At 67.3% G+C, this 21,606-nt stretch carries 22 protein-coding genes; 7 read left to right on the forward strand and 15 right to left on the reverse strand.

Annotated elements, in window-relative coordinates; translation table 11 throughout:
* Nucleotides 1-194 precede the first annotated feature (194 nt).
* Nucleotides 195-494 (forward strand): YrhB domain-containing protein, encoded by a 300-nt coding sequence (locus ACEPA4_RS01430; RefSeq protein WP_139726626.1) that lies wholly within the window; start codon nt 195-197, stop codon nt 492-494.
* Between the two features lie 74 nt (nt 495-568).
* On the opposite strand, the gene ACEPA4_RS01435 is transcribed toward ACEPA4_RS01430, so the two are convergent.
* The 4 genes from ACEPA4_RS01435 to ACEPA4_RS01450 form a co-directional block, all read right to left on the reverse strand.
* Nucleotides 569-1,891, reverse strand: coding sequence for an ABC transporter permease (locus ACEPA4_RS01435; protein ID WP_005420576.1), 1,323 nt, complete (start codon nt 1,889-1,891; stop codon nt 569-571).
* 13 nt (nt 1,892-1,904) lie between these two features.
* The gene (locus ACEPA4_RS01440) at nt 1,905-3,062 is read right to left on the reverse strand and encodes an ABC transporter permease (protein ID WP_005420575.1); all 1,158 of its coding nucleotides are present in this window, start codon (nt 3,060-3,062) and stop codon (nt 1,905-1,907) included.
* A 14-nt stretch (nt 3,063-3,076) separates the two neighbouring features.
* Nucleotides 3,077-3,766, reverse strand: coding sequence for an ABC transporter ATP-binding protein (locus ACEPA4_RS01445; protein ID WP_005420572.1), 690 nt, complete (start codon nt 3,764-3,766; stop codon nt 3,077-3,079).
* Nucleotides 3,767-3,868: 102 nt separating this feature from the next.
* Complete coding sequence (locus tag ACEPA4_RS01450; RefSeq protein ID WP_139726627.1) at nt 3,869-5,116, reverse strand: efflux RND transporter periplasmic adaptor subunit; 1,248 nt, start codon at nt 5,114-5,116, stop codon at nt 3,869-3,871.
* 202 nt (nt 5,117-5,318) lie between these two features.
* Here ACEPA4_RS01450 and ACEPA4_RS01455 point away from each other — a divergent pair, with 202 nt between their 5' ends.
* Genes ACEPA4_RS01455 through ACEPA4_RS01465 form a run of 3 tightly spaced genes read left to right on the forward strand, consistent with a single transcriptional unit; the run spans nt 5,319 to nt 7,266 of the window.
* Nucleotides 5,319-5,447, forward strand: a complete 129-nt coding sequence (locus ACEPA4_RS01455) for a hypothetical protein (protein WP_374082959.1) — start codon at nt 5,319-5,321, stop codon at nt 5,445-5,447.
* Nucleotides 5,444-6,667: a sensor histidine kinase gene (locus ACEPA4_RS01460; RefSeq protein WP_065185640.1), complete on the forward strand. Its 1,224-nt coding sequence runs from the start codon at nt 5,444-5,446 to the stop codon at nt 6,665-6,667. Before ACEPA4_RS01455 ends, ACEPA4_RS01460 begins: the two co-directional genes overlap by 4 nt.
* A complete protein-coding gene (locus ACEPA4_RS01465; RefSeq protein ID WP_005420563.1) occupies nt 6,664-7,266 on the forward strand; it encodes a response regulator transcription factor in 603 nt (200 codons plus the stop codon). Before ACEPA4_RS01460 ends, ACEPA4_RS01465 begins: the two co-directional genes overlap by 4 nt.
* Before the next feature lie 559 nt (nt 7,267-7,825).
* Here the strand turns inward: ACEPA4_RS01465 and ACEPA4_RS01470 are convergent.
* From ACEPA4_RS01470 to ACEPA4_RS01510, 9 genes are all read right to left on the reverse strand, one after another.
* Nucleotides 7,826-8,362 carry a cytochrome b gene (locus ACEPA4_RS01470; protein ID WP_005420561.1) on the reverse strand — a complete coding sequence of 179 codons (537 nt, stop codon included), beginning with the start codon at nt 8,360-8,362 and terminating at the stop codon, nt 7,826-7,828.
* Nucleotides 8,359-9,462 (reverse strand): catalase family peroxidase, encoded by a 1,104-nt coding sequence (locus ACEPA4_RS01475; RefSeq protein WP_065196038.1) that lies wholly within the window; start codon nt 9,460-9,462, stop codon nt 8,359-8,361. Before ACEPA4_RS01475 ends, ACEPA4_RS01470 begins: the two co-directional genes overlap by 4 nt.
* A gap of 135 nt (nt 9,463-9,597) precedes the next feature.
* Nucleotides 9,598-10,965 carry a M17 family metallopeptidase gene (locus ACEPA4_RS01480; protein ID WP_053499499.1) on the reverse strand — a complete coding sequence of 456 codons (1,368 nt, stop codon included), beginning with the start codon at nt 10,963-10,965 and terminating at the stop codon, nt 9,598-9,600.
* Nucleotides 10,966-10,968: 3 nt separating this feature from the next.
* The gene (locus ACEPA4_RS01485; protein ID WP_053499497.1) at nt 10,969-11,688 is read right to left on the reverse strand and encodes an HAD family hydrolase; all 720 of its coding nucleotides are present in this window, start codon (nt 11,686-11,688) and stop codon (nt 10,969-10,971) included.
* A gap of 31 nt (nt 11,689-11,719) precedes the next feature.
* On the reverse strand, nt 11,720-12,829 hold the full coding sequence (locus tag ACEPA4_RS01490; RefSeq protein WP_065178990.1) for an AI-2E family transporter: 1,110 nt from the start codon (nt 12,827-12,829) through the stop codon (nt 11,720-11,722).
* A 67-nt stretch (nt 12,830-12,896) separates the two neighbouring features.
* Nucleotides 12,897-13,358 carry a protein sip-5 gene (locus ACEPA4_RS01495; RefSeq protein ID WP_065185642.1) on the reverse strand — a complete coding sequence of 154 codons (462 nt, stop codon included), beginning with the start codon at nt 13,356-13,358 and terminating at the stop codon, nt 12,897-12,899.
* Nucleotides 13,355-13,825 (reverse strand): phage holin family protein, encoded by a 471-nt coding sequence (locus ACEPA4_RS01500; protein WP_004153834.1) that lies wholly within the window; start codon nt 13,823-13,825, stop codon nt 13,355-13,357. The genes ACEPA4_RS01495 and ACEPA4_RS01500 overlap by 4 nt, the downstream gene beginning before the upstream one ends.
* An 8-nt stretch (nt 13,826-13,833) precedes the next feature.
* Complete coding sequence (locus ACEPA4_RS01505; protein WP_262089810.1) at nt 13,834-14,199, reverse strand: hypothetical protein; 366 nt, start codon at nt 14,197-14,199, stop codon at nt 13,834-13,836.
* 101 nt (nt 14,200-14,300) lie between these two features.
* Nucleotides 14,301-15,734: a Do family serine endopeptidase gene (locus ACEPA4_RS01510; protein WP_005420544.1), complete on the reverse strand. Its 1,434-nt coding sequence runs from the start codon at nt 15,732-15,734 to the stop codon at nt 14,301-14,303.
* 491 nt (nt 15,735-16,225) lie between these two features.
* On the opposite strand from ACEPA4_RS01510, the gene ACEPA4_RS01515 reads away from it, so the two are divergent.
* Complete coding sequence (locus ACEPA4_RS01515) at nt 16,226-17,125, forward strand: histone (protein WP_139726629.1); 900 nt, start codon at nt 16,226-16,228, stop codon at nt 17,123-17,125.
* A gap of 106 nt (nt 17,126-17,231) precedes the next feature.
* A complete protein-coding gene (locus ACEPA4_RS01520) occupies nt 17,232-17,924 on the forward strand; it encodes a hypothetical protein (RefSeq protein ID WP_065178993.1) in 693 nt (230 codons plus the stop codon).
* Between the two features lie 15 nt (nt 17,925-17,939).
* On the opposite strand, the gene ACEPA4_RS01525 is transcribed toward ACEPA4_RS01520, so the two are convergent.
* Nucleotides 17,940-18,299 carry a DUF1428 domain-containing protein gene (locus ACEPA4_RS01525; protein WP_005420538.1) on the reverse strand — a complete coding sequence of 120 codons (360 nt, stop codon included), beginning with the start codon at nt 18,297-18,299 and terminating at the stop codon, nt 17,940-17,942.
* A gap of 91 nt (nt 18,300-18,390) precedes the next feature.
* The gene (locus ACEPA4_RS01530; RefSeq protein WP_134955421.1) at nt 18,391-20,793 is read right to left on the reverse strand and encodes a DPP IV N-terminal domain-containing protein; all 2,403 of its coding nucleotides are present in this window, start codon (nt 20,791-20,793) and stop codon (nt 18,391-18,393) included.
* Nucleotides 20,794-21,003: 210 nt separating this feature from the next.
* Between ACEPA4_RS01530 and ACEPA4_RS01535 the strand changes: the two genes are divergently transcribed.
* Complete coding sequence (locus tag ACEPA4_RS01535) at nt 21,004-21,576, forward strand: Ax21 family protein (protein ID WP_005420534.1); 573 nt, start codon at nt 21,004-21,006, stop codon at nt 21,574-21,576.
* The last annotated feature ends 30 nt before the right edge of the window (nt 21,577-21,606 follow it).

The raw sequence follows: 21,606 nt of genomic DNA on the forward strand, positions 1-21,606 counted from the left end.
ATGCACTGTGCGCAGCGTCACGCGCACTGCGTCTGCGATGAGTAGAGGCATCGATAGCGGCACAGAACCGCCACGCTTGAGCTGTTGTGACAACACGCTGCAGTGCGCACTTGTACGCAGGTGCCTATCCGTTGCGATGCATCCACCCGCATGAAATGCTCTTCGCGCTGTCATCGAAAACAAGAGGCGAAGGAATGATCCAGCTCGACGAAGCACGCCGTCGCGTGCAGGCTGCACTTGCCAGCGACGATGAGCCGGTTGCCATCACGCACGAGCATGAGATGGTCGAAGGCTGGCTGTTCTGCTTCCAGTCGCTGCGCTACCTGCAATCCGGCGAGATCTCGGACGCGCTGGCCGGCAATGGCCCGATCTTCATCGACAGGCATACGGGTGAGCAGCACGCGCTGGGCACGGCGTACGCGCCGGAGGAGGCTGTTCGCCGGCATTTGGCCCTGCGGCACCCACCATCCGATGTTGCGGCGATGGATGCCTGAGTTCAGCAACGAAAAAGGGACGGAGCCTTCGCTCCGTCCCCCTGCGTGATGCGCAGTCCACCGCTGCATGATGCTCAGGTTTCGCGCAGCGCCGTAGTGATCGGCAAGCGCGCCGCGCGCAGCGCTGGGAACAGGCCGCCGACCAGGCCGATGCCCAGTGCCCATTTCAGGCCGGTCCACAGCAGTTCCGGTGATACGTGGAACTTGAACACCACCGCGCTGAAGTTGCTGCCGATGGTGGACACGCTGTAGCCATTGAACAGCAGCCATGCAACCGCACAGCCGAGCAGGCCACCGAGCAGCGCCAGCAGCATCGTTTCCAGCATCACGGCCGTCACCACCGGCAGGCCGCGGAAGCCGATCGCACGCATGGTGGCGATTTCGCGGGCGCGCGTGGCCACGGCCGCATACATGGTGTTGAGCGCGCCGAACACCGCACCGACCGCCATGATCGTGCCGATCACCTTGCCCAGAATGTCGATCAGCTTGGTCAGCCCGCCGCCCTGCTTGCTGTAGTAGACGCGGGTGGTTTCCACGTCCAGCTTCAGGCGTGGGTCGGCAGCGACGGCCGCCTTGAACTGATCGAAGCCGGCCTTGCCATCGGTACGCACGCTGATCGACTGCCAGGCGCTGCGCTGGTAGGTGGTGGCCAGCGTATCGGCGTCGGTCCACAGTTCCGAATCATGCGCATCGCCAGTGGCGAACACACCGACCACGGTCCAGGTCTGGTTGCCCAGCGTCAGCGTCCTGCCGACCTCCATGTCGCGGAACTGGCCCTTGGCGCCCTGGCCGACCACGATCTCGCGCAGCCCGGTGGCGAACTTGCGGCCCTCAACGATCTTGACCTTGTCATGCACCGCCCACGCCTGCGGGCCGACGCCGCGGAACTGCGCGTTGACGTCGGTGCCATCGGACTTGGACACCAGGTTGACCACCTGCGACAGCTCCGGTGACAACAACGGCCGGCCCTGCGCATCGCGGCTGATGCCGGGCAGGGTGGACAGCATGGGTACCTGTTCGCGGGTGATCACCGAGTTGGTCTCGGCCTGCGAGCCACCGCGCAGCACGATGGCAGTGGTGTCATCGCCGGTGTTGTTGAGCGTGGCCTGGAAGCCTTCGCCCATCGCCAGCATCGCCACCAGCACGCCGACCACGCCAGCGATGCCGACCACGATCACCGAGGACGCGCCCCAGCGCTGCGGCAGGCTGGCAACGCCGATGCGGGTGGCGGCCAACGCCAGCCGTCCACCGCGGGTCAGCAGCAACCACAGGGCCACCAGCACGGCCACGGCCAGCACGCCGATCCACGGCAGGCTGATCCACAGCACCAGGCCGACCGCCAGCAGCAGCACCGTCACGCCGTTGCCCAGCCACTTCTTGAGTTTGCTCTTGAACATGTCGGTGTTCTCCTCAGCGACCGGCCAGTGCGTCGACGATCTTCAGGCGCTTGGCACGCAGCGCTGGCAACAGGCCGACGATGATGCCGATCACCACGATCAGGCCCAGCCCCATCAGCCAGGTTGGCGTCGGCACGTGCGGCGGCAGCATGCCCATGCTCTTCGGGCCTATGGCCGGCAGGATCAGGGCGGCCAGGCCCATGCCGATCAGGCCGCCCAGGCCGATCAGCAGCACCGACTCCACCATCACCAGGGTCAGCACGGTGCTGTCCTTGAAGCCCAGCGTTTTCAGCGTGGCCAGCTCCGGCACGCGCTCGCGCACGGCCTGCGCCATGGTGTTGCCGGTCAACAGCAGCAGGGTGAAGAACACCGCGCCCATGATCGAGGTGACGATCATGCCGATATCCGCGAACTGCTTGACGAAGGCCTGCTGGAACGCCGATTCGGTCTGGGTCTTGGTCTCGTGGTCGGAGTTGGCCGAGATCGCATCGATCGCCTGTGCCACCCGCGAGGAATGGTCCGGGTTGTCCAGCGTCACCGTGTACCAGCTCACCTGGTTCTTGATGTAGTCGTTGGATTCATCGAAGTACTTCCAGTTCATCATCAACTGGCGTTCTTCGTTGGCGGCCAGCGCACGGTCCTTGGAACGGTAGATGCCCTTGAGCACCAGCGGCCAGTCGTTGCTGCCGCCACGCGGGAAGATCGTCGCCTGCAGCGGGATGGTGTCGCCGATCTTCCAGCCGAACTGCTTGGCCAGGGTTTCGCCGACGATGGCGCCGGTGCGGGTCTGCTTCCAGTCCTCCAGTTGTGCCGGATCGATCTGCAGTTCGCGGTAGACATCGAAGTAGTTGGGTGACACCGAGAAGTTCGGGAAGAAGTTCTTCGGGTCCTGGTAGATGCCACCAAACCACATGCCATAAGCCACGTCACGGACGCCGGCCACCTGCCGAACCTGTGCTTCCAGCCGGATCGGCAGTGACTGGGTGATCGACAGCCGCGAGGCCACCACCAGGCGGTTGGCGCCTTCCACGCTGCCACCCGACGAGAACGCCACGCGCACCGAATCGAGCATGCCGAACAGCAGGAACGCGGCCACCACCGACAGCAGGGTCAGCAAGGTGCGCGTGCGGCTGCGGAACAGCTGCGCCCACACCAACGAGAAGTATTTCATCGCTGTGGCCTCCGTCAGTGGGCCAGCGGCGCGTCGGCCAGCTCGCCCTTGTCCAGGTGCACCGTGTGCGTGGCGTACTCGGCGGCCTTCGGGTCATGGGTGACCATGATGATGGTCTTGCCGTGCTCGCGGTTGAGCTGCTGCAGCAGGCCGAGGATCTCCTCGGCCGATTGGCGGTCGAGGTCGCCGGTTGGTTCGTCGCAGATCAGGAAGGTCGGGTCGGAGACGATCGCGCGGGCGATCGCCACGCGCTGCTGCTGGCCGCCGGACAGTTCATTCGGGCGGTGGCTGCGACGGTCGGCCAGGCCGACCAGGGTGAGCGCGATTTCGGCATTGCGGCGGCGCTGCGCCGCACTGAGGTGGGTCAGCAGCAGCGGCAGTTCCACGTTCTTCTGCGCGGTCAGCATCGGCATCAGGTTGTAGAACTGGAATACGAAGCCGACATGGTGGCTGCGCCACGTCGACAGCTGGCCGCCACTCATCTGGTCGATGCGCTCGCCCTCGATGCTGATCTCGCCGCCAGTGGGGCTGTCCAGGCCGCCGATCAGGTTGAGCAGGGTGGTCTTGCCCGAACCGGACGGGCCCATCAGCGCGACGAAGTCGCCGCTGGCGATGTCCAGGTCGATGCCGTGCAGCACCTGCACTTGCTCGGGGCCACGCTGGTAGGTCTTGGTGATGTTGCGCAGTGAAACCAGGGTCGACATGGGTGGTTCTCCACGGGAGGCGGGAAACGGGGAAGCGCACCTGCGGCGGCCGCAGGCGTGCGTCGAGCGATGCTGCCGGCCGCGCCCACGGGCGCCAGGCCGTTACTGCGCTTGTTTCTGTTGCACCTTGGCGCCATCGCGCAGGGTGTCCGGCGGGTTCACCACCACCGATTCACCTGCGCTCACGCCCTTGAGGATCTGGCGGTCCTTGCCCATCGCCTGGCCGGCCTCGACCGTGCGCTGCTGCACGCGGCTCTCGTCACCCAGCACGAAGGCCACCGAGGCACCGTCGCGCTGCACCACGGCGCCGCCGGGCACGCGCACGCCCTGCGGCTTGGCCGCGGCCTGCGGCTGCGCCTGTTCCAGGAAGCTGACGCGCACGCCCATCTCCGGCACGATGCGCGGGTCCTTCACCTTCAGCGCCACGCGCACCTTGACCGTGGCCTTGCCGCGGTCGGCGGTGGGGATGATGGCGATCACCTCGCCGGGAATCTTCCATTCCGGGTAGGCGTTGAGCGTGGCTTCTACCGGCATCTTCGGCTGCACGCGGCCGATGAAAGCCTCGCCGACCTCGACTTCGATCTCCAGCGAGTCCATGTCCACGATGGTGCCGATGCCGGTACGGGTGAACCCACCACCCGCCGACAGCGGCGAAACGATCTCGCCGGGCTGCGCCGCCTTGGCGGTGACCACGCCGGAGAACGGCGCGCGCACGATGTTGTTGTCCACGCCCAGATCGGCGATGGCCAGCTGGTCGCTGGCAACCTTGACGTTGCGCTGCGCGGTATCCAGCTGCGCACGCAGACTGTCGCGCTGGGCCACGGCCTGGTCGTACTGCGAGCGCGAGACCAGCTGCTGGCCAACCAGCGCCTGCAGGCGGCTGGCTTCGGCGGCGGTCTGCTTCTGCTGTGCCTCCAGGCCGGCCACCTGGCTGCGCGCAGCCTGCAGCTGCGAGGCATACAGGCTGCGCTGCGCGTCGGCATCGATCGGGTCGAGCGTGGCCATCACCTGGCCGGCTTCGACCCGCATGCCTTCCTCGATCATCACCTCGCGCACCTTGCCGGTGATCTTGGCCGACACCGTGGCCATGCGACGGGCAACCACGTAGCCACTGGCGTCGAGCACCGAACTGCTGGCGCTGCCCTGCTGGATGGCCACGGCCGGAGCGGTTTCCACCTCTACGGCCGGTGCGCGACTGAACAGGTAGGCCACGGCCGCGGCGACCAGCAGCACGACCACGATGATCGCGATCCACAACCAGCGGCGACCACCGCCATTGCCTCCGGAGGCCGGCGGCGGCGACTTGCGGTCGATACGGAGTTCCTTCAACAGCTCGGCAGAAGCGTTCATTCGTTCCATCACAGGCGTTCGGGCGGGTGTGGCCGGAAGCGCGGACGACGGCGGTTCCGGCGGTGGAGCGTGCGGCACAGCATGAAGGCAGGTACAGCGATGACGGCAGTGACAGCTGTCATCCGATGACACTGACGGCGGCAACTGCGAAATGTGACCACGACGGCACAGGATGGCAACGTCTCCGCTACCGGTACCGCCCATGGATCCGATCGCCCTATTGCCGGCCCGCCGCAGCGGCGCCGCCAAGCGTACCGTGATCTGCGCTCGGCTGCGCGAGTGCCGCCCAGCCGACGGTGGCGCCTGCGCGCAGGCGGCTGAACTGGCATGATCGGCGGCGATCGTCCCCGCCTGGAACCGCCCGTGCCGTCCATCTGGCTTGCCTCGCTGCTGCGCCCCGCGCCCGACTCGGCGGTGGCCGATACGCTGCGCCGGGGAAAGTCCCCCTGGGGCGAGGCAATCCACCTGCTGTGGTCAGTGTGGATCTTCCTGACGCCCTTGCTTGGCCATGGCTTCACCCTGCGCTGGCTGCTGCTGACGCTGGCCAGCTACCCGGTGTTCCTGCTGCTGTACGCCAAGGTGATGGTGGCGCCGCGCCATCACGCCCCGCGCTATGCCCTGGGCCTGATCGCGATGTCGCTGGTGCTGCTGCCCTGGTACCCGTCCGGGCTGACCTACTTCGTGTTCGGCTGCGTGCTGCTGCGGGTGAGCGGTCGCGGAGGGTGGTGGCAGTATCTGCTGCAGCTCACTGGCCTGAACCTCCTGTTCTGCAGCCTCGCCCTGCTGTTCCAGTACCCGTGGCAGAGCCTGGTCTGGATCCCCGCCGTGTCCTATATCGTCGGCCTGGTCGTGAACGTGGAGGCACTCAACCAGCAGAAGGATGCGGCACTGCAGCTGTCGCAGGACGAGGTGCGGCGGCTGGCGGCCACTGCCGAGCGCGAACGCATCGGCCGCGACCTGCATGACCTGCTCGGTCACACCCTGTCGCTGATCACGTTGAAGCTGGAGCTGGCGCGCAAGCTGCACGACCGCGGCGACGCGCGCGCGCGGGTGGAGATCGGCGAGGCCGAGGCCATCGCCCGCGAAGCGCTGGCACAGGTCCGCAGCGCGGTCACCGGCATCCGCGCCAGTGACCTGGCCGGTGAGCTGGCGTCGGCGCGGCTGCTGCTGGAGTGCCAGCAGGTCCACCTTCAATACGCACCCCCACCGGCGATGCCGGTGGATGTCGAACGTGGGCTGGCGCTGGTGCTGCGCGAGGCCGCGACCAATATCGTGCGCCACGCACAGGCGACGCAGGCACGGGTGGAGTTCATGCTGGAGGGACGCATGCTGGCGATGCAGATCCGCGACGATGGTCGTGGCGGCGTGCAGGCCGAGGGCAATGGGTTGTGCGGCATGCGCGAACGCGTGGCCGCCCTGGGTGGAAGCCTGCAGGTGCAGTCCGCAAGGGGCGAGGGTACGGTGCTGACCGTGCGCGTGCCACTGGCCGCCGCGACCACACCGCTGCCGCCAGGCGTGCCGCCGTCGCTGGTGCAGGACGGTGCCGCATGATCCGCATCCTGCTGGCCGAAGACCAGGCGATGGTACGCGGCGCACTGTCGGCGCTGCTGGGCCTGGAAGCGGATATCGAAGTGCTGGGCAGCGCCGCCGACGGCGAAACCGCGTGGCGCATGCTGCAGCAGCTGCAGCCGGACATCCTGGTGACCGACATCGAGATGCCGGGCTTGTCCGGGTTGGAGCTTGCACAGCGCATCGCGCGTCACGAGCTGCCGATCAAGGTGGTGATCGTGACCACCTTTGCCCGCGCCGGTTTCCTGCGCCGTGCGTTGGAAGCGGGCGTGCTGGGCTATCTGCTGAAGGATGCACCGGCCGAGAACCTGGCCGAGGCACTGCGCAAGGTGAAGCAGGGCATCCGCGCGATCGACCCGCAGCTGGCACTGGATGCGTGGTCGCAGGCCGATCCGCTGACCGACCGTGAGCGTCGCGTGCTGCGGCTGGCGGGCGAGGGCCGCACCGCCAGCGAGATCGCCGAACAGCTGGGGTTGTCGCACGGCACAGTGCGCAACTATCTGTCCGAGTGCATCGGCAAGCTGGGCGTGGCCAACCGGATCGAGGCGTACCGGCTGGCGCGGCAGAAGGGGTGGCTGTAGGGGCGGCCTGCCTTTCCTGGTGATGTCGTTTCCGCGACCGCGGGTGGGTGTTACTTTCTTTGCGCGCAAAGAAAGTAACCAAAGAAACGCTCCGCCGGCCGCGAGCCGGCGCGCTTCGCACGCCGGTGCCCTGCGCTCCTCGGTCCGTCGAGGGACGGTGCGGGAACTCGCTGCGCTCAGACACCCGCACCTCTTCGCCCTCGCCGGCCCTGCGGTGCTCGGCTCGCTCAAGGCGGACTTGAAGGTCAAGATCAACAGCAAGAGCATCCACGCATGGCGTGGATCTACTGGGTGCAGCTTCTGCCTTTGACGTTGGTTCCGCCTTGAGCGAGCCGAGCATCGCAGGGGAATCAGGGGCGAAGAGGCGCCGGTGTTTGAGCGTAGCGAGTTCGGCGCCGTCCCCTGATTCACCGAGAAGCACAGGGCACCGGTGCGCAGCACCGGCTCGCGCTCTGGCGGCGCGTTTCTTTTGGTTACTTTTCTTTTCGCGCGAAAAGAAAAGTGACACCCCCCGCGGTCGCGGAAACGATCCGCCGGGAACTCCCGGCGAACCCGATCATCACTCCTTCCCGCGCGCCATCGCCTGGAACACCCCGTCCCGCCGCACCCACAGGTGGAACAACGCCGCACCCACATGCATCAGCACCGTAGCGAACAGCACATACGCCAACAGGCTGTGCGCATTGCGCAAGGCGGCATACAACGCCGGGGTGTGCGGCACGATCGGCGGCAGGTGCAGCCCTCCCCACAACACGATCGGGTATCCGCCGGCCGACAGCATCGCCCAGCCGATCAACGGCATCGCCAGCATCAGCGCGTACAGCATCCAGTGCGAGGCCTTGGCCGCTACCCCCTGCCAGACCGGCAGGTCGGCAGGCAGCGCCGGTGGGCGATGGCGCAGCCGGTTGTACAGGCGCAGCAGCGCCAGCAACAGGATCGCGATGCCCAGCGGGCGGTGCAGGTCGATCAGCGCGGGACGCAGGTGCAGCGAGGCGACCATGGTCACGCCGATGAACAGCATGGCGACGATCATCAGCGCCATGGACCAGTGCAGCACCCGCGCCAGCAGGTTGAAGTGGCCGTTGCCGGTGCTCATCGTGCGGCCTCCTTCGGTTGTTCGACATTGCCGGCGGCGCGCTCGCGTTCACGGCGGTTGAAGGACTGCGAGTACACCGCCGAGCGGGCCGCCAGGATCGGATCATTACTGCCGCGCACCCCACTGGGCAGGATCAGCGGATCGAAGTTGATCTGGCCGCAGGCGCCTTCTTCCTGCGACTGCATGCGGTCCAGGCTGAGTACGCCCGCCACTACCTGGTCACGCGACTCGGGCCACGGTACCGACGGATCATCGATGGCATCGCCGGGCTCGGCGGTGGTCACGACCAGGTTCCAGCGTACCGGGCCGCGGGCCAGGCGCTGCTGCAGTTCCTGGCTGAGGAAATCGACGCTGGCCTGCTTGCGCGCTTCCGCATCCATCTCCACCACCGGCGCCAGCGGCTGCCAGCGCCAGCGCACCGCACGCTTCTGGCCCTGCGCATTGGTGAACCAGAAACTGTTGACGCTGTTGAAAGTGGTGTCGGCCCAGCTGCTGGTCCATGGCGCTGTCTTCGCCCACTGCTGGAACGCCTGCGCACTGGGGTATTTCGCCAGCACTGCCGCCATCTTCTGCGGGTCCGGCTTGCCGGTGGCCGGGTCGGGAATCGAGGCGCGGGTCTGCTCGTAGAACGCCTCGGCCGTGGGTACCGCGAAGAACGGGAAGCTGTTCATCGCCATGCGCCATTCCTGGCCATCATCGCTGACCATCTGCACCGCCAGGCTGCGCACGCGTGCGGTGTTGTCGGCGCCGTAGGGGTCGCCGCCACCGATCGACAGGCGGCCCATCACCGGCACACGCGTCTGCGAGAACACCCGGGCACTGGACAGGGTAGGGGCCTGCGCGCTGGGTTCGAACCAGCCGCTTACGCAGACGCCCTTGCTGTGTGCACGGCGGAAGCCCGGATGGGCCGGGCCGGTGGCCTCGATGGTGTCGGTGAAGCGCTGCGCGGTGAGACGGTCGCCCATCCAGCCGGCCAGCCAGGCGAAGGCCAGCGCCACGGTACCCAGGATGAGCGCGATCAGCGCGATCCAGAGCAGGGGGGAATGCTTGCGCGGTGCGCCCGGCGTCTGGCCGGCACGGGTGTAGCCGAAGAGCGACATGGTCGGAGTCCTGCCTTCACGGAGCGTGTGGGTGGTCGACCCACACATCCTCGCAGAACCCTTCCAGGCCCGGTATTCAAATTTTCGTCAAGTTTGCCGGGGACGGCGTGCCGACCAAGGTCGGCACCCACCCGATCAGCTGTAACGCGCCTTCAACATCGCCCACGCCGAGCGCAGCGCCAGCGCTTCGCCACCGGCCGGACGGCCCGGGCGTTCACCGTCGTTCCAGGCGTACACGTCCAGGTGCGCCCAGCGCTGGCCGTCTTCGAGGAAGCGTTCCAGGTACAGCGCGGCGGTCACCGAGCCGGCCATGCGCGAACCGGCATTGGCCAGGTCGGCAATGCCGCTGCTCAGATAGCGCAGGTAGGGCCGCCACAGCGGCATGCGCCAGACCGGGTCACGGGTTGCGTCGCCGGCCTGCAGCCACTGCTGCGCCACCGTGTCGTCATTGCTGAAGAGCGCCGGCAGATCCGGACCCAGCGCGATGCGTGCGGCACCGGTAAGAGTGGCGAAATCCAGCACAAGGTCCGGCTTCTGCTCACCGGCGAAGGTCAGCGCATCGCACAGGATCACGCGGCCTTCGGCATCGGTGTTGTCGATCTCCACGCTCAGGCCCTTGCGGGTGGCGATCACTTCGCCCGGGCGGAACGCATCCGGACCGATCGCATTTTCCACCGCCGGCACCAGCAGCGTCAGGCGCACCGGCAGTCCGCGCGCCATCACCAGGCCGGCCAGGGCCAGCGCATGCGCGGCGCCGCCCATGTCCTTCTTCATGTTGCGCATGCCGTCGGCCGGCTTGATGTCCAGGCCGCCGGTATCAAAGCACACGCCCTTGCCGACCAGCACCAGTGCCGGGTCGGTTTCCTTGCCCCAGCGCAGCACTACCAGGCGCGGCGCACGGTGCGAAGCGCGGCCCACGGCGTGGATGGCCGGGAAGTTCTGCTTCAGCAGTTCATCGCCGGTGATCGCCTCGACCTGCGCACCATGTGCATCGGCCAGTGCACGCGCGGCGTCTTCCAGCTGCTGCGGCCCCATGTCTTCGGTCGGGGTGTTGACCCAGTCGCGCACGCGCAGGCTGGCGGCGATCAGGTCGGCCACTTCGCCGGACGGTGCGGCCACCAGCTGCGCCGGGGCGCGGTTGCGCTTGCGGTAACGGTCGAAGCGGTAGCTGCCCAAGCCCCAGCCCAGCTGCAGCAGCGCCTGTTCGGCGGCAGGCAGTTCATTGGCCAGCTGCCAGACACTGCCTTCCGGCAGCGCGTGCGGCGCATGCGCATAGCTGTAGGCATCGGCGCGATCACCGACACCGATCACCGCGCCGGCCAGGCCCTCACTGCCGGGCAGCAGGGCCACGCTGTGCGCACCGGCAGTGAAACCCTGCGAGGCCAGCCAGGCCTGGGTGGCGGCCGGTTGGCCGTCCTTCCAGGCGGCGAACTGCTCGCGGTCCAGCACGTACAGCGGCAGCGCCGCGGTGGTGTCGGCGGTGAAACCAGTGATCTCGCTCATGCGTCAGGTACTCCGGGATGCGGCGGCGTCGAGGTTGGCGTCCAACCAGTCGGCCAGGCCGGTGAGGGTGTCGAACTGCAGGTCCGGCTGCAGTTTCGGATGGGTCCAGGTGGCTGCTTCGCGGTTGATCCAGCACCCGCGCAGGCCGGCGGCGATCGCCCCGGCCACGTCCATTTCGGCGTGGTCGCCGACATGCAGTACCTGTGCCGGCGCCACACCCAGTCGGGTGCAGGCGGCGTGGAAAATGCTTGCCTCCGGCTTGGCCGCGCCGTGTTCGCGCGCGCCCAGCTGGAAGGCGAAATGATGCGCCAGGCCGATCCGCTCCAGATCGGCGTTGCCGTTGCTCAGCGCTGCCACCGGCACCCGCGCGGCAATCCGCGCCAGCGCATCGATCGCATCGGGATAGCACTCGACCTGGTTGCGCGCGGCGTAGAACGCTTCGTACGCTGGCTCCAGCAGATCGAGGCTGGCGCCACTGGCGTGCAGCGCTTCGTGCAGGGTCAGCCGGCGCAGTGCGCTCAGGTCGTGATGGAGGTGCGGATGGGCGTGGTACAGGCGCTCGCGCAGTTCGCGCATTGCCGCCACCGGATACATCGCGGCGGTGGCGGGGCTGTGTTCACGCATCCACTCGTGCAGGACCAGGTCGATGCGGGCGCCAATCGGAGCGAACGGCCACAGCGTGTCGTCAAGGTCGAGAGTGATGGCTTGGACGGGGAAATTCACCCCTCCATTCTACGCCTGCCCGCGCGGGCTTTCATTCCAGCAGCCGTGCCCAGCCCTGCATGCCTTCCAGCCGTGCCAGCACCAGCTTGATGCAGACCAGCAGCGGCACCGCCAGCAGCAGGCCGATCATGCCCCAGGCCCAGCCGAACACCATCAGCGCCAGGATCAGCACCAGCGGCGACAGCTTCATGCGCCGGCCCAGCACGATCGGGGTCACCATCTGCCCTTCCAGAGTGTGCAGGGCCAGGTACGCGGCCGCCGGCAGCAGCGCCTGCAGCGGGTCGCGGAATTCCACGAAGCCCATCAGCAGCATCAGTGCCACGCCGATCAGCGGACCGACGTACGGGGCAAAGTTCAGCAGCGCGGCCACCGTGCCCCACAGCAGCGCCTCCTGCAGGCCGATGCCGAGCAGCATCAGCACGCCTGCGAACACCAGCCCGACCAGGGTGTTGATCACGCTGATGGTCAGCACGTAGCGCGAGACCTCGCGCTCGATCGACCGCAGGATGTCGGCGGTGAAGCGCTGCTGCTGGCGGTTCGGGAACAGCGCGATTGCCGCGCGCTGCAGGCTCTGCCCATAGATCATGAAGAACAGGGTCAGCAGCACCACGGCCAGCACCGAGGCGGCAAGCCGTGGCGCGCGGGTCAGCATGCGGTACGGGTCGTCGAGCTGGGTGCGGATCACCTGCACCTTGTGGTTGCTGTCGCCGCCGGCGACGCGCGCGAAGTTCTCCGCCGCCTGGTTGGCCTGCTGCACCGGCTTGGTCAGGTCCTGCACCTGGCGGGCGACCTTGCGCAGCTGCTGCGGGGCTTCCTGCGCCCATTCCATCGCCGGGCCGATCAATTGCACCGCCAGCGAACCGGTCACGCCCAGGCCGGCGCCGAGAATCAGCAGCGCGCCCAGCGCGCGCGGAATCCACAGTTTCTGCAGCAGGCGCAGGATCGGGTTGCCGACCAGTGCGAAGAACATCGCCAGCAGCACCGGCAGGATGATGTCCTGCGCAGCCCACAGCGTGTAGCCCACCGCCAGGGTCGCCAGCACCACCAGCGACATCGGCCCGCGTGGGCGAGACGGAGGCGGCAGCGGTGCCTCCGGGTCCTGCGGATCGGCTGGTGACAGGGACAGGGAGGACTCGCTCATCGACGCATCAGCCGGAAAGGGGAGCGCATTATCCGCCGGCCGCGATCGGCGCGGCGGATTCCATGGATCAACGTTCGGACAGTTCGGTGGCGGCTTCGGCCGGGCGCGGTTCGCGCGGCTCCGGTTCTGCGGCGGCCCGTGGCGCCGCCGCTGGCGCGGGCCGTGCGGCTGATGCCGATGCGGCCGCCTGTGCCTGTTCGCTGGCGTTGTCGGCTTCTTCGGCCGCATCGTCGGCGGTAGCCGCAGCCTGCGCCGCCATCGCCGTGGCGAACGCTGCCTGCGCACTGGCGAACAGGTTCGACACTGAACCCACCATCTGCAGCCAGCGCGCACCGTTGACCTTGCCCGGCATTTCCAGCTTGCCGGCAATGAAGCCACCGGCCAGGCCCACTACCACGATGCGTAGTGGCGACCAGCCCTGGCGCCAGACCTGGCTGAGCGTGGACCAGTGGTCCTGGGTCTCGACCAGACGCACGGTCACCACCTGTTCGCAGCGCTTCACCCGCCGCTGCAGCGCACCGAACTTCATGGCTTGCCCTCTGGCAGCTGCACATCGGCATCGGGGTCGTCTTCGCTGGGCTCGTCGAACAGGCCCAGGCGGGACAGCTGGCGCCGGGTGGCGTGCATGCCGGTGTGGTGGAAGAAGTAGGACACCCGCCAGATCGCATAACCGGTGACGGCCAGGCTCAGCAGCGAGGTGATCAGCAGCGCCTGCAGCCAGCTCAGGCCCCAGCTTTGCAGCAGGGCGATGAGGGTGGCGGCCATCAGCAGCCAGGCCGACGCACCGAATACGATCGCTACCCCGGCCCAGGCCAGTGCACGGCCGAATGCGCTGCGAGCCAGCGCAAAGTCGGCCGAGGCCAGCCGGCGCAGCGAACGCAGCGAGTGCTTGGCCGAATCGGCAGCGGCACGACCGGCCGCGCCGACCTGGCGGATGCTCTCATCCAGCGGCGGGGTGGCCGCCGGATCAGGGGCTTGCGCGTTGTCTTCGCTCACGCCGCGGCTTACTTGTCGCTGCTGCTGCGGGCCAGCTTGGCGATGATCCAGCCGGCAGCGAAGGCCACGCCGAACGAGGCCAGCGGACGTTCGCGGATCAGCTCGGCGGCGCTGTCGATCAGGTCCTTGCCCTTGTCCATCAGTGCATCGACCTGTTCCTTGGCAGCGGCCCCGCCGAACTCGGCGGCGGCCAGGCCGGACAGCGCGCTGTCGGACAGTTCAGCCTTGACGTTGGCCTTGCCGATGCGCAGTTCGTCGGTCGCGGCACCGGTTGCGCCCTTGATCGCACCGCCGGCGGCCGTGGCGGCCTGCTTCAGGTGGGAACCGGCTTCACCCAGGTGTTCCTTCAGGTTCTCGGTATTGGTGGGGCTCATCGAATCACTCCTGTTGCGATGGGGGAACGGGCGTCGGCGGTGCCGACCTGGACTGACAGCAATAGCATTGCTGGGGTATAGGGGGTGTTACGGCAGGGCGATCAGCGCATCACGAGCTGGCCCTGCTGCTGGCCATTGTTGCGCAGCACGCGCACCACCAGGGTCGGCGGGCGTTGCTGGAAATTGGCACGCCAGCTGGCCAGGTCGGCGAATTCACCCACGGTGGCGTCGGTGATGATGTCGCCCTGCTGCAGGCCGTTGCTGGCCGCGCGGCTGCCGCGCTTGACCTCGCTGACCAGCACGCCGCCGACCCCCGACTGCCGCAGCGACTCGGGCAGGTCGACGAAGGTGGCGCCGGTCAGCCGCGGGTCCAGGCTCTCGCCGGTGACCGCCCGTGCCTGTTCCTTCAGCGTTGCCTTGATCTGCACGGGCTTGCCTTCGCGGCGGACGTCCAGCGTCATCGGGCTGCCGACGGCGGCCAGGCCTTCCACGTTGTGCAGGGCTTCGGCGCTGTCCACGCGTTGGCCGTTGGCCGAGACCACCACGTCGCCCGGCTTCAGCCCGGCTGCGGCAGCGGCCGAGCCGGCCAGCACGCGGGTGATCAGCGCACCACGTGTTTCGGCCAGGCCCAGTCCCTGCGCAATCTGCGCGGTCAGGTTCTGGCTTTCCACCCCCAGCGTGCCGCGCACCACCACGCCGTGCTTGACCAGCTGGTCGACCACGCTGCGCGCCAGGTTCGATGGAATCGCCAGGCCCAGGCCGATGTTGCCGGCCATGCTGCCCTGCGGGTTGAAGCTGGCGGTATTGATGCCGACCAGCTGCCCCTGCAGGTCGACCAGTGCACCACCGGAATTGCCGGGATTGATCGACGCATCGGTCTGGATGAAGTTCTGGTAGCCCAGCCCGCGGATGCCGCTGCGGCCCACCGCCGAGACGATGCCGGACGTGACCGTCTGGCTGAAGCCGAACGGGTTGCCGATGGCCACCACGAAGTCGCCCACGCGCAGCTGGTCGCTGTTGCCGAGCTTGATGTCGGTCAGGTTCTGCGCCGGAATGCGGATCAGGGCGATGTCGGTATCGCGGTCCGAACCCAGGAACTGGGCCTTGACCGTGCGCCCGTCGGCCAGTGTCACCTGCACGTCATCGGCGTTCTCGATGACATGGTGGTTGGTCAGTACCAGGCCTTCCTTGGCGTCGATGATCACGCCGGAGCCGAGCGATTCGTTGATGCGTTCCTGCGGGATGTCCGGGAACAGGCGGCGGAAGAACGGGTCGTTGAAGAAGGGATTGCGTACGCGAACCACCTGCTTGGTGTTGACGCTGACCACCGCCGGCATCGCCTTCTCCAGCATCGGTGCCAGTGACGGTACCGCCTGTCCGGCCACCGAGGCCGGCAACGCTGCGGTGGTCGGCAGGACCGCCGGCAGCGGCGCGGCGTCGGCACGGTTGTCCAGGTGGGCATTGATGCCGGTGGCAACGAAGCCACCGAAGGCGGCGGCGATTGCGAGCGTGAGCAGGGTGGGAAGCGGTCGCATGGGAGTCGGTTCGCTGGCGTGGGTGGGGGCTGTTCGGGCCTACGGTAAAACAAGCTGAATGAGTGTGTCGCGATCTGGATAAATGCGCCATGAAAACGGGGGCCTCGAAGGTGGGAGCGCGGGGGCCAAAAGCGCGGTTGTGGTGACACCCGGGCAGGTGATGGGTGCGCCACTCAAGGCCAACGCGCGCCGCACTGGCACAGGCGGATACTTGCGCAGTTCCGCGCAGGCGGGTGCCGCAATGCGCCACGACGGATGCCGGACGCTGCGCCCGTGCATGTGCGCGCGACGACGGCCAGGCAATGCTGGGTTCGCGTGGCGCAGTACTGAAAAAAAGGGGTTTGCTGCGAACCGCAGGTGGCAACGGGGGCTGCTGCGTACACCATCGGCGTCGCAACAGATGCGATTGCTGGCACATGCCCCGTTCCACGATCGTCAATGTCGGTATAGCATCGCCCCGTTTTGATACTTAAGGCCCGCAGGAGGGCAACATGAGCAACGGTAATGGTGTGTCGGTCGTGACCGACGCTGTCGAGAACGTGAAAGAAACCGCCACCAACGTCGGCGAGACCATCGCCCACGCCGCCGAAGACGCAGTGAAGTCGGTCAAGAAGACCGTCAAGCGCGCCAGCAAGGCTGCCGGTACCCGCGTTGCCAAGGCCAAGAAGGCCGTGGCCAAGGTCGAGAAGACCGTTGCCAAGAAGGCCGAGAAGGCTGCCAAGTCGGTTGGCAAGACAGTTGCCAACGCCAAGAAGAAGCTGGAAGCGGCCAAGAAGAACGCCAAGGCCGAAGCTGCTGCCCTGAAGAAGGAAGTGGCGAAGAAGAAGGCGGCTGCGGGCAAGGCCGTGACCAAGAAGGCCGCCGCTGCCAAGAAGACCACCAAGGCCGCCACCAAGGCCGCCACCAAGGCTGCCGGCAAGAAGGTCGCCACCGTGAAGAAGGCCGCCACCAACAAGGCTGCTGTCGCGAAGAAGACCGTTGCCAAGAAGACCACGGCCGCCAAGAAGGTGGTTGGCAAGAAGGTCGCCACCGCCAAGAAGGCTGTGGCCAAGAAGACCGTCGCCGCCAAGAAGGTTGCCGGCAAGAAGGCAGTGGCTGCGAAGAAGGTTGTCGGCAAGAAGGTTGCCGCCACCAGGAAGGTCGCCACCAAGAAGACCGCCGCCGCCAAGAAGGTTGTCGGCAAGAAGGCTGCCGTCGCCAAGAAGGCCGTTGCCAGGAAGACCACTGCTGCCAAGAAGGCTGTCGGCAAGAAGGTCGCTTCGACCAAGAAGGTCGTCGCCAAGAAGGCTGCACCGCTGAAGAAGGTCGCCGCCAAGAAGGCTCCGGCCAAGAAGGCTGTTGCCAGGAAGGCCCCGGCCAAGGCCGTGCGCAAGGTCGCCAAGCGCAAGTAATCGCGCCGTGACCGAAGGCCCTGCCGCCCACCGGGTGGTGGGGCCTTTCGCGTTTTCGGGGCGCGGTCTGGGGCAAGATGCAGATTCTTCCCGCCGGAGCCCCAGCATGCGCGGTATCGATTTCAGTTCCTGGCAGGGCGTGCTGTCCACGTTGGCCGGCCTGGTCCTGATCACCCTGCTGGGCGTGGGCATCCGCCTGCTGGTGATGCAGACCCTGCAGCAGCGTCGCGAGCGCGAGAACCGGCAGATCAACGAGCGGCTGCGCACACTGATGGCGGCCTACAAGACCCTGGGCGGTTCATTCACTGGTGAACTGGGCGTGGATCCCAGCCATCGCCGTGATCTGCGCCAGCGCGAAGCGGCCGAAGGCATCGCCGAACCGCGTTCAGATCGAACGCGCCGCATCCGCGATGCGGTCGAGGCCGCGCTCTCGGACATCCTGTTGCTGGGCACCGACGAACAGGTGCGGCTGGCCGCGCGCGCTGCCAACGAACTGGCACAGGGGCGACCGGTGCATACCCACGAACTGGTGGTCTCGCTGCGCGACTTCGTGCGCGAAGCGCTGGACCTGGCGCCGATTCCTCCCGACCTGCGGATTCCGCCGCAGGGGCCGACCCGCCCCGCTGCCAGTGGTGGCGGCAAGGGGCGCAACGATGGCGATGCCAAGGGCGGCCGTGCGGGTGGTGGCGGAGGTGGGGGCGGCGGAATGGGCGCTGGCATGGGCGGCATGGGCCTCGGTGCCGGCGCCGCACTGGGCGCCGGCCATGCCGCTGCCAGCGATGAAACGGACGCGCGCTGAGCACGTCCGCCGGGTTCAGCGGGTCAGCTCGTAGATCGGCACGAAGCCGCCGTAGATCATCCGCGCACCGTCAAACGGCATCGGATTCTTCGTTGGATCAAACCGCGGGTCTTCCATCATCTTCTTCATACCGGCGTCGCGGGTCGATTTGTCGGGCCATTCGATCCAGGAAAACACCACCGTCTCGTCCGGCGTGGCTTTCACCGCGCCGAAGAAATCGGTGGTCTTGCCGTGCGGCACGTCATCGCCCCAGCACTCCACCACGCGCAGTGCGCCGTACTCGATGAAGACCGGATCTCCTGTGCGTGCATGGGCGAGGAACTTCTCCTTGTTGGCGGTGGGAACCGCCAGGACGAAACCATCGATGTAGCTCATTGCCAGCCTCCGGATGGACCGTGCCACATGCACGGCCTTCAAGTACACGACGAACCAGCGCGGCGGGGATCGACATCCCGCGTACGCCTGTTCAGCCCGGGCCACCCGGGAGCGGGGCCAGCGCCGTATCCGGTGGCTGCTGGCCGGCCAGGTGGCGCACGAAGTAGTCCCACATGCGGTGCGTATAGGTGGCGTCGTTGCGGAACAGTTCGTGGTCCTGTCGAGCCAGGTACAGCAGGTCGTAGCGACGCTGGGCCTTGTTCAGGGCCGCGGCCAGCTGCAGGGTCAGCGCGGGTGGCGCGTTCTCGTCCAGTTCGCCATAGACCAGCAGCAGATGCCCGCGCAGGTTGCTGGCCAGCGCCGCATTGTCGAGACCGGCAAAGGGGGCCGGCACGCCATCGGCCATGGCTGTAGCTGGCACCACGCCACCGAACAGCCGGTCCATGCCGTGCAGGGCGCCGCCGTACATGCCCTGGAAATTGTGGCTGCCGGCCGAGGCCACGGCCACCCTGTAGAACGCGGGGTAGCGCAGCAGGGCACGCGCCGCGCTGTAGCCGCCGAACGAATGCCCATAGATGCCGACCCGCTGCAGGTCGATACCCTGGTAGCGTTCGCCCAGCTGGCGCAGTGCGGCCACATGGTCATCGAGCTGTACATCGGCGCCGTGCAGGAAGCTGCTGTCATGGAATGCCTTGTCGCGGCCGCCGGTGCCGCGGGCATCGATGCTGACCACCACGAAGCCGAGCTCGGCGAGGCTGGCGCGGGATACCGGGTTCTGCGCCGAGACCGCTTCGGCATAGGTGACCGGCGCATTGCTGATGAAAGCACCGCCGTACATCGCGTCGATCACCGGGAAGCTGCCGTCATCGCGATAGTCGCGGGGCAGGTAGATGGTGGCGAAGATCGGCGTGCGCCCGTCGGCGGCCAGCAGCCGCTCGCGCCGTGGCGGCCGCCAGCCAGCAGTGATGACCGCCTGCGCATCCGCAGCCTCCAGCACCATCACTTCGCGGCCATCGTCGCTGGCGCGCAGCACCGTGCGTGGCGGCTGCGTGAGGCTGGACACCGTATCCACCAGGTAGCCACCGCCGGGTGACAGCGCTTGCGGTGCACGTCCACCGAACAGCATGCCGGTGCCCGCATCAACCAGGTGGTCGTCGCCATCGGCGGCCAGGCGCTGCACCGCTCCGCCGTGCAGCGGTACCCGGTACAGGCCACGCACGTAGGGATCGCCGCCCTCGACACCGCCAGCACTGAAGTATGCCCAATCGCCTGCGCTGTCCACGCCGAGCAGGTCCCGCACCGCCCACCGGCCGCCGGTGAGCTGGCCCATCACCTTGCCGTCGGACAGGCGCACCCGGTACAGATGGCCCCAGCCATCGCGCTGCGAGAACCACACGGCGGTGTCCCGGCCGGGCAGGATTGCCACCGCTGGCCGGTTGTAGGAATACACGTTGAGCTGCAGGCGGGTATCACTGGACTCCTCCAGCACGGTGCGCAGCGCACCGCTGCCGGCGTCGATCTCTACCAGGCGCAGGCGCCGTGGCATGCCGAAGTGCGCCATCGCGGCGTACAACCGGCCACCGTCCCAGCCCAGGATGCCCGCCTCGCTCAGGATGTTCCAGCCCTCGGGCAGGGTGATGTCCTGCTGCCGGCCGCTGCGTACATCGACGATGTACAGGCTGTCGCGCACCTGCTGTGCATCGCCCAGTACCCCCAGCTTCACGGTGTGCACGCGTGGGCGCGCGCTGTTGGCCGGCGTGCTTTCCAGATAGGGGTAGTCCTGCAGCGCACGCTCGTCGTAGCGGATGCCGGCCACGTAGCGGCCATCCGGTGACCAGCTGACCGCAAACGGCCGCACCGGCATCCGGCCCTGGCGGCGCGGAATGCCGCGGAGGGTGAAGTCCGGCAGTACGCCATAACCATGACCGGGTTCGCCGCCGGTGGTCAGTGCCCGTGCTGCCGTTCCGGGCGACTGCAGCCACAGATTGTGGTCGCGCACCTGCAGCCAGGCATCGCCAGCGGGCGAAAGCAACGCATCTGCCGGCGGCATCGCATCCTGCGACGGCGCGCATTGCCAGCGCGGCCACCGGCAATCGATCGGCGCCTCGCCGCTGAATCGCAGGCGCAGGCCATCGTCGGTTGCCTGCACGCTGGCCAGTCGCAGGCGTGGCCCGCTGGCACCGAAGGGCGCCACCGCGCTGTCCAGTGCGGCGGGCTCGAACAGGACCTCGCCAGTGGCCTGTAGCGGGTCGACCAGTACCGCCTGGCGTCGACCGCGTGCATCCTCGCGCTCATACCAGAAGCGGCCATCGGCCAGCCAGTTCGGCACGACCGAGGCATTGCGCAATGCACCGCGCAGGTGGCTGTCGTGCACGCGCTCGGCGCGCTGGTAATCAGAAGGCTGCAGTGGCTGAGCCGATACAGTGGAACACCCGTCGATGAAGGCGAGGACGACAGCGCAGAGCGGGAACCGCAGCGGGGCAGGCACGTGCAAGGCAACCTCCTGTTGCAAGGGTCAGCGGAACTCGAATGCACGCGCGCCGCGCGCGTATGCCAGATACAGCCTGAATCAACCCAAAAAATTCAGCAATGCGAAGGCTGCTGTTTTCAGGGAGCGTTGTGGCGAATAACGGAGAATTTACATTCCCGATGCGATGGCGCCCTGGCGCTGCTGCACACCATAAGAAAGTAAAGGTGTACCCCCATGAAGAATTCGCTGATTGCTCTGGCCCTGGCCGCCGCCCTGCCGTTCACCGCCTCGGCTGCTGAGAACCTGTCCTACAACTACGCCGAAGCCGACTACGCCAAGACCGACAACGACGCGTTCAAGTCCGACGGTTGGGGTGTGAAGGGTTCGTACGGCTTCCTGCCGAACTTCCACGCTTTCGGTGAGTACAGCCGTCAGGAATTCGACCACACCAACGTCAAGCTGGACCAGTGGAAGATCGGTGCCGGCTACAACGTTGAAATCGCTCCGAGCACCGACTTCGTTGCCCGCGTTGCCTATCAGAAGCTCGACCAGAAGCATGGCCTGGACTTCAACGGCTACAGCGCTGAAGCCGGTATCCGCACTGCCTTCGGCGCCCACGCCGAGGTCTACGGCATGGTTGGCTACGAAGACTACGCCAAGAAGCACGGCGTGAATCCGGAAGGCCAGTGGTACGGCCGCCTGGGTGGCCAGGTCAAGCTGAACCAGAACTGGGGCCTGAACGGCGAACTGAAGATGAACCGCGACGGCGACAAGGAATACACCGTCGGCCCGCGCTTCAGCTGGTAACTGCTGTTCCGGCGCGCCTGCGCGCTGGAG

It is taken from the genome of Stenotrophomonas sp. P2112, assembly GCF_041897515.1.
Lineage (GTDB): Bacteria > Pseudomonadota > Gammaproteobacteria > Xanthomonadales > Xanthomonadaceae > Stenotrophomonas > Stenotrophomonas sepilia.

Coding starts and splice junctions, on each gene's coding strand:
- ACEPA4_RS01435 (WP_005420576.1), bottom strand. CDS start 1,891: ATGTTCAAGAGCAAACTCAAGAAGTGGCTGGGCAACGGCGTGACGGTG.
- ACEPA4_RS01430 (WP_139726626.1), top strand. CDS start 195: ATGATCCAGCTCGACGAAGCACGCCGTCGCGTGCAGGCTGCACTTGCC.
- ACEPA4_RS01510 (WP_005420544.1), bottom strand. CDS start 15,734: ATGCGACCGCTTCCCACCCTGCTCACGCTCGCAATCGCCGCCGCCTTC.
- ACEPA4_RS01525 (WP_005420538.1), bottom strand. CDS start 18,299: ATGAGCTACATCGATGGTTTCGTCCTGGCGGTTCCCACCGCCAACAAG.
- ACEPA4_RS01490 (WP_065178990.1), bottom strand. CDS start 12,829: ATGAGCGAGTCCTCCCTGTCCCTGTCACCAGCCGATCCGCAGGACCCG.
- ACEPA4_RS01470 (WP_005420561.1), bottom strand. CDS start 8,362: ATGAGCACCGGCAACGGCCACTTCAACCTGCTGGCGCGGGTGCTGCAC.
- ACEPA4_RS01460 (WP_065185640.1), top strand. CDS start 5,444: ATGATCGGCGGCGATCGTCCCCGCCTGGAACCGCCCGTGCCGTCCATC.
- ACEPA4_RS01455 (WP_374082959.1), top strand. CDS start 5,319: ATGGATCCGATCGCCCTATTGCCGGCCCGCCGCAGCGGCGCCGCCAAG.
- ACEPA4_RS01475 (WP_065196038.1), bottom strand. CDS start 9,462: ATGTCGCTCTTCGGCTACACCCGTGCCGGCCAGACGCCGGGCGCACCG.
- ACEPA4_RS01440 (WP_005420575.1), bottom strand. CDS start 3,062: ATGAAATACTTCTCGTTGGTGTGGGCGCAGCTGTTCCGCAGCCGCACG.
- ACEPA4_RS01445 (WP_005420572.1), bottom strand. CDS start 3,766: ATGTCGACCCTGGTTTCACTGCGCAACATCACCAAGACCTACCAGCGT.
- ACEPA4_RS01465 (WP_005420563.1), top strand. CDS start 6,664: ATGATCCGCATCCTGCTGGCCGAAGACCAGGCGATGGTACGCGGCGCA.
- ACEPA4_RS01495 (WP_065185642.1), bottom strand. CDS start 13,358: ATGAAGTTCGGTGCGCTGCAGCGGCGGGTGAAGCGCTGCGAACAGGTG.
- ACEPA4_RS01505 (WP_262089810.1), bottom strand. CDS start 14,199: ATGAGCCCCACCAATACCGAGAACCTGAAGGAACACCTGGGTGAAGCC.
- ACEPA4_RS01450 (WP_139726627.1), bottom strand. CDS start 5,116: ATGAACGCTTCTGCCGAGCTGTTGAAGGAACTCCGTATCGACCGCAAG.
- ACEPA4_RS01480 (WP_053499499.1), bottom strand. CDS start 10,965: ATGAGCGAGATCACTGGTTTCACCGCCGACACCACCGCGGCGCTGCCG.
- ACEPA4_RS01515 (WP_139726629.1), top strand. CDS start 16,226: ATGAGCAACGGTAATGGTGTGTCGGTCGTGACCGACGCTGTCGAGAAC.
- ACEPA4_RS01535 (WP_005420534.1), top strand. CDS start 21,004: ATGAAGAATTCGCTGATTGCTCTGGCCCTGGCCGCCGCCCTGCCGTTC.
- ACEPA4_RS01520 (WP_065178993.1), top strand. CDS start 17,232: ATGCGCGGTATCGATTTCAGTTCCTGGCAGGGCGTGCTGTCCACGTTG.